The organism is Pseudomonas sp. 8 R 14 (assembly GCF_900005955.1).
Lineage (GTDB): Bacteria > Pseudomonadota > Gammaproteobacteria > Pseudomonadales > Pseudomonadaceae > Aquipseudomonas > Aquipseudomonas marginalis.
This window is the reverse complement of record NZ_CVTH01000024.1, coordinates 40,105-46,104: the sequence shown is the minus strand read 5'-3', so window position 1 is coordinate 46,104 and position 6,000 is coordinate 40,105. Positions and strand designations below refer to the sequence as shown.

The following is a 6,000-nucleotide window of genomic DNA, read 5'->3' as shown; positions in this document are numbered from 1 at the left end:
TGCGCCGCAGGCCGAGCCCGCACCCGCTGCCACCACGCCGGACCTGCCGCCGCCGACAGAAGCGATTCCGCCCCTGCCGACGCCTGCGCAGTAAATCAAACCGCTACGGGGTCGGCCTTGTCGACGTTGATCCCGTAGCGTTTGATCGCTTCACTGACCTTGTCGCGACCGATCACGCCGTCATCCGCCAGTGCCTTCAGGGCAGCCAGGGCGATGAAGTGGCGATCCACCTCAAAGAACGCGCGCAAGGCTTCCCGGGTGTCTGATTGCCCGAAACCATCAGTGCCCAGTGCGACAAAGCGTCGGCCCGGCACGAACGGACGGATCTGATCGGCGAACAGCTTCACGTAATCTGTCGCCACCACCACCGGTCCCGTTTGCCCGGCCAGGCATTGCTCGACGTAGCTCTCGCGTGGCTCACGCTCGGGGTGCAACAGGTTCCAGCGCTCCACCGCGTGCCCGTCACGGCGCAATTCGGTCAGGCTGGTCACGCTCCATACATTGCATTGCACGGCAAAGTCGTTGGCGAGCAGGTCGGCGGCGGCGATCACTTCGCGCAGGATCGAACCACTGCCCATCAGTTGCACCTTGGCGTGCTGGCTGCCGCTCAGGCGGTACATGCCTTTAACAATGCCATCCTCCATACCTTCGGGCATTGCCGGGTGCGGGTAGTTTTCGTTGAGCAGGGTGATGTAGTAGTAAATATCCTCCTGTTCGACATACATACGCCGCATGCCTTCGCGAATAATCACCGCCAGTTCGTAGGCAAAGGTCGGGTCATAGGACACGCAGCACGGAATCACCGACGACAGGATATGACTATGGCCATCGTCATGCTGCAGGCCTTCGCCCATCAACGTGGTGCGCCCGGCCGTGGCACCCAGCAGGAAACCACGTGCCCGTGCATCGCCCGCTGCCCAGGCCAGGTCGCCGACGCGCTGGAAGCCGAACATCGAATAGAAGATGTAGAACGGCACGGTCATCAGGCCGTGATTGCTGTAGGACGTACTCGCCGCTATCCACGAGGAAATGGCCCCGGACTCATTCAGGCCTTCCTGCATGATCTGTCCGTCCTTGCTCTCCTTGTAATAGCTCAGTTGCCCGGAGTCCTGTGGGGTGTAGAGCTGGCCGACGGCAGAGTGGATACCGATCTGACGGAACAGGCTTTCCATGCCGAAGGTGCGTGATTCGTCCGGCACGATGGGCACGATCAGCTTGCCCAGGTGCGGGTCTTTCAGCAGGGTGCCGAGGATGCGCACGAAGGCCATGGTGGTTGATATCGCGCGCTCGCCAGTGTCCTTGAGCTGAGTGGCGAAGGCGCTCAGTTCGGGGATCTGCAACGGTTCGACCGCCGTGTGGCGCGCGGGTACATAGCCGCCCAGGGCCTGGCGACGCGCGGCGAAGTAACGGGCTTCTTCGCTGTCGGCGGTGGGCTTGAGGTACGGAATTTCAGCGAGTTGCTCATCGGGCACTTCCAGGCCGAAGCGGTCGCGGAAGGCTTTGACGGCATCGGCGCCCATCTTTTTCAGTTGGTGATTGATGTTCTGGCCTTCGCCGGCTTCGCCCATGCCAAAGCCCTTGACGGTCTTTGCCAGGATCACCGTTGGTTGGCCGCTGTGGCGTACGGCGGCAGCATAGGCGTTGTAGACCTTGTCCGGGTCATGGCCGCCCCGTGAGAGTTTCCAGATATCGTCGTCGGACAGGTCTGCAACCAGTGCCAGCAACTCCGGGTATTTGCCGAAGAAATGTTCGCGCACATAGGCGCCGTTCTGGGATTTGTAGTTCTGGTAGTCACCGTCCACGCACTCCATCATGCGCTGGCGCAGCAGGCCGCCGGTGTCTTTTTCCAGCAGCGCATCCCAGCCACCGCCCCAGATCACTTTGATCACATTCCAGCCGGCGGCGCGGTACAGGCTTTCGAACTCCTGGATCACCTTGGCATTGCCGCGTACCGGGCCGTCCAGACGTTGCAGGTTGCAGTTGACCACGAAGATCAGGTTGTCGAGTTTCTCGCGCCCGGCCAGGGAAATGGCGGCCAGGGATTCCGGCTGGTCCATTTCGCCATCACCGAGGAATGCCCAGACCTTGCGGCCCTGGTGTTGCTTGAGGTCACGAAACTCCAGGTAGCGCATAAAGCGCGCCTGGTAGGCCGCCGTGATCGGCCCGAGGCCCATGGACACGGTGGGGAATTGCCAGAAGTCCGGCATCAGCCGTGGGTGGGGGTAGGACGAAATGCCCTCGCCACCGGCTTCGCGGCGGAAGTTATCCAGTTGTGCTTCGCTGATGCGGCCTTCGAGGTAGGCACGGCCGTAGATGCCTGGCGAGGAGTGGCCCTGGATGTACACCAGGTCGCCGTCGAAGTTGTCGGTGCGGCCACGGAAGAAGTGGTCGAAACCTACGTCGTACAGCACAGCGGCTGACGCATAAGTGGCGATATGCCCACCCACACCGGAGTGTTTGCCTGCACGCAATACCATGGCCATGGCGTTCCAGCGGATAAACGCGTTGATACGGCGTTCGATGACCAGGTTGCCGGGGTAGGGCAACTGGCGTTCCACCGGGATGGTGTTGACGTAAGGCGTGGTCACCCGCCCGTAGAAATCACCATGCCGCGCCACGTCGAAATCCAGCAACTGATCGATCAGGTAATGGGCGCGCGGGCGACCTTCGGTGGACAGCACCGATTCGATGGACTCCAGCCACTCGCGGGTTTCCTGTGGATCGACGTCGCGTCTGACTACGTTATTCGGGGTCATGTGAGGCTCCAGGGTCGGCGGATTTCAAGTGGCGGGCTCCTTGTGGGAACGTCGTCAATGTTGTTGCAATTGCAACTATATGGCCGAATCTAGCGCGGGATGAGCTACTATTGCAACCTTCTTGAAATCCGCCGGATGGTGTTGCATGTCGTCGAAAGAGCCTGATGTATGGTTCCGTTTTGTCAGGGCCCACAGGACGGTCATCCGTGAAATCGAGCGCCGCCTGGCGGCCGCCGACTTGCCGCCTTACGCCTGGTACGATGCACTGTGGGGCCTTGAAAGCGGCCCCGAAGGCACCCGCCGCATGCACGAATTGGCCGATGTGCTGGCCATCGAGCGCTATAACCTCACGCGCCTGGTAGACCGCCTGGAAAAGGACGGCCTGGTGCTGCGTTCACGTTCCGACGGCGATGGGCGCGCGGCCTTTGCGTCGATCACCGATGCCGGCCGGGCGTTGCGTAAAAAAATGTGGAAGATCTACGAAAGTACGGTGGACGAGTTGTTCCTGTCGCAGATCGAACCGCAGCAGCGCCAGGCGTTTGCCGAGGCGTTGGAGCGTGCCGCCGGGATGGCGGTGGAGGCGGGTGTTCAAACCCGTGGTCGACGCAGGTCTGAAACTTGATGCATTCCATTTCAGTGCATCCCTGATTGCAATCGCGCCTCAAAACCCCGGTGCTAAATCCGCACAACGCTGCTACGTTTAATCCTGGAGTGCAGGAACGTCATGACGTCGACATTTTTTCGTCATCACGGCACTTTAGGCTGGCTGTGCAGGTCATTTATCTGCAGCCGCTTTTAATTCAAAACAAGGAGCCCACCATGGACGAATACCAGGAAGAACTGCTGGAGTACCAGGCCTTTGAACTGGATCCTCTGGATCCGGCCGATGACGCCACCGAGCTGTAAGACCGACTTCAGGCGGAATGCCGCTGACTGCGGCGAAATTCCCCTGGGGTCTGGTTGTTCCATCGCCTGAACGCCCGTTGAAACGCCTGGGCCGAGGCAAAACCGAGCAAGTAGGCGATTTCGCCGAATGCCAGTTCCGTATCGCGAATGTAGGTCATGGCCAGGTCGCGGCGGGTATCGTTGAGAATCGCGCGAAACTGTGTGCCTTCTTCGGCCAGTTTGCGGCGCAGTGTCCAGGTCGGCAGCTTCAAGCGTGCCGCCACTTCTTCCAGGTCGGGTTCCCGGCCGCCATTGAGCATCGGCCCGAGTAACCGGGTAATGCGCTCGCGCAGGCTGCGGGTGCGGGTCAACTGCTCCAGTTCCCGTTCACACAGTTGCAGCAACAGGTGCCAGGTACTCGGACAATGCTGCGGGTTGCGCAGGGCCAGGGTTTGCTGGCTCAGGCGCAGTTGATTGGCGTCGGCGCCGAACTGGATCGGGCCATCGCCCAGCACCGCGTACTGTTCGCTGTAGTCCGGCGCTTCAAACTCGATTTCAATCCGCTGCGCCTGCACCGTTTGCTGGGCCAGGCTCGACAGTTGCTGCAGCCAGCCGGCGATGATCGAGTCCACCACGAAGCGGTTGTAGGCGTTATAGGGGCTGATGGAATAGAAACGCAGCCAGGCGCCTTCGGCGTCCTCGTGAAAACTTGATTGGCCGCGATAGTTGGAGCCGTACAGCGCCTCGAAGCGGGTCAGGGTGCGCGCCGCCTCACGTACGTTGGGTGCCTGGGCGGCGGTGACCCCGGCCAGCCCGGCCTGGCTCAGGCGGCTGAGCTGGCCCATGCGCAGGCCCAGGCCGGGGTCGCCGGTGAGTTGGATGGCCGCATGGCCCAGGCGCATATAACGGGGGATCGACAAGCGTGCACCCGCTTCGGCGAGGCGCGCGGGGTCGAGGCCGTATTGCAGCAGCAGCGGTTGCGGGTCGAGGCCGTGGCTGTGGATCGCGTCGGCCAGAGTGTGCACGAAGCCCACCGACAAATCACCCAGGCGCACCGGCTTCACGGGGTTACAGCCAGATATTCAGCAGGCGCGCACCACGGGCGTCGCCGTCGGCGCTGATCTGCCCGTAGCTGCTGAGAAAGCTGTGCCCGGCCGTGCCCAGGTCCCAGAACTGCCCACGCAGGAATACGCTCATGCCAGCGGTTGCCTGGCTGACGGGTTGCTGGCTGATCAGCGTCAGGCGCCGCCAGGCCTCACCTTCGCTGAGTTCTTCAGGCTTGAGGCTGATTTCCGGTGGCGTGGACACGCTCTTGAAGCCGCGCCATGGTCGATCCCAGGTATCGCGACCCAGCACAAAGGCCGGTACCGCAATCAGTTGCGCACCTTGCTCGTTGAGCTTGCGATAGTTGTCCGGGTACCAGCTGTCACTGCCGACCAACACGCCGAGGCGCCCGGCCGGGGTGTCGACCACGCTGACGATGTTTTCGTCACCGGGTTCGATAAAACCGCGTTCATCGTAGATCGGATAAAGCTGGCGCTGGGGATCACCGAGGGGCAATCCGTCCGCCGCGAATACCACGCTGGCGTTGTACAAGGCGCCATGGCCGACCTGCAGTTGGCCCTGGCTGACGCTGGGGTTGGGCAGGGCGATGGAGCCGGCCACCAGCGTGACACCAAACTCCTTGGCCAGGCCGCCGAACAGCACCTGATAGTCCCGCGCCATGCCGGAGGCTTTCATGCGCAGGTAGGCGTCATCGGTGCGGTTATCGCCGGTTGCGCTGATCCAGGCACGCGCAAACAGCAGCGGGTTGCTGACCGACAGCCAGTTCATCGCATCCTTCACGTGCAGCGCCTGGTACACCTCATTTTTTTCACCGGTCAACATCAGCCAGGTGCCGATATGTTCAGGCAGCACCACGATGGTTTTTTCGTTGATCAACCCCTGGTCCCGGGCCTTTTGCAGATAGGCCGCGAGCTTCAGGTGCAGGCGTTCCAGGCTCTGGTAATCGGCGGGAAACAGCTCCGGCTGGATGCCCAGCAAGTTGCCGCGATCGGCGGGCAGGCCTTCGTTGACGGCGAGGGTGATGCGCAGGTCCGACAGGTAATGCCCCACGGGGCGCTCCTGGGTCCAGACCAGATACGCGGCGACTGCGGCAACCAGGGCCATGGAGACGGTAAAAGCGAGAAGTTTACGCATGGGGCAACAGACAACAGACCGGGTGCAGGGTTCGCGACTAGGGTAGGGCCCCGGCAGCGGCTTGCCAAGGGGCGCTGTGCATTTGGATCAATAACTTGTCAGTTTCAGTCATTGAGCCGTCGTCCACCGCCTCTTAGTCTGTGGGACATAAACCGATGGG

Annotated in this window: 5 protein-coding genes; 2 read left to right on the top strand and 3 right to left on the bottom strand. The window is 61.8% G+C overall.

Features of this window, described 5'->3' with window-relative positions:
* Window positions 1–95: 95 nt before the first annotated feature.
* Complete coding sequence (aceE, locus tag BFQ01_RS02790) at window positions 96–2,756, bottom strand: pyruvate dehydrogenase (acetyl-transferring), homodimeric type (RefSeq protein WP_065924141.1); 2,661 nt, start codon at window positions 2,754–2,756, stop codon at window positions 96–98.
* A 145-nt stretch (window positions 2,757–2,901) separates the two neighbouring features.
* Between aceE and BFQ01_RS02785 the strand changes: the two genes are divergently transcribed.
* Together BFQ01_RS02785 and BFQ01_RS32115 are read left to right on the top strand one after the other, a co-directional pair.
* On the top strand, window positions 2,902–3,378 hold the full coding sequence (locus tag BFQ01_RS02785) for a MarR family winged helix-turn-helix transcriptional regulator (protein ID WP_065924140.1): 477 nt from the start codon (window positions 2,902–2,904) through the stop codon (window positions 3,376–3,378).
* A gap of 26 nt (window positions 3,379–3,404) precedes the next feature.
* Window positions 3,405–3,662, top strand: coding sequence for a hypothetical protein (locus BFQ01_RS32115; RefSeq protein WP_137212152.1), 258 nt, complete (start codon window positions 3,405–3,407; stop codon window positions 3,660–3,662).
* A gap of 8 nt (window positions 3,663–3,670) precedes the next feature.
* Here the strand turns inward: BFQ01_RS32115 and BFQ01_RS02780 are convergent, their stop codons facing one another.
* On the bottom strand, window positions 3,671–4,705 hold the full coding sequence (locus tag BFQ01_RS02780; RefSeq protein WP_065924139.1) for an AraC family transcriptional regulator: 1,035 nt from the start codon (window positions 4,703–4,705) through the stop codon (window positions 3,671–3,673).
* Between the two features lie 4 nt (window positions 4,706–4,709).
* A complete protein-coding gene (locus tag BFQ01_RS02775; protein ID WP_065924138.1) occupies window positions 4,710–5,840 on the bottom strand; it encodes a carbon-nitrogen hydrolase family protein in 1,131 nt (376 codons plus the stop codon).
* Window positions 5,841–6,000: the final 160 nt, after the last annotated feature.

Bases quoted from the DNA above. Each gene is read 5' to 3' on its own strand.
- aceE (WP_065924141.1), bottom strand. From the start codon at position 2,756: ATGACCCCGAATAACGTAGTCAGACGCGACGTCGATCCACAGGAAACC.
- BFQ01_RS02785 (WP_065924140.1), top strand. From the start codon at position 2,902: ATGTCGTCGAAAGAGCCTGATGTATGGTTCCGTTTTGTCAGGGCCCAC.
- BFQ01_RS02775 (WP_065924138.1), bottom strand. From the start codon at position 5,840: ATGCGTAAACTTCTCGCTTTTACCGTCTCCATGGCCCTGGTTGCCGCA.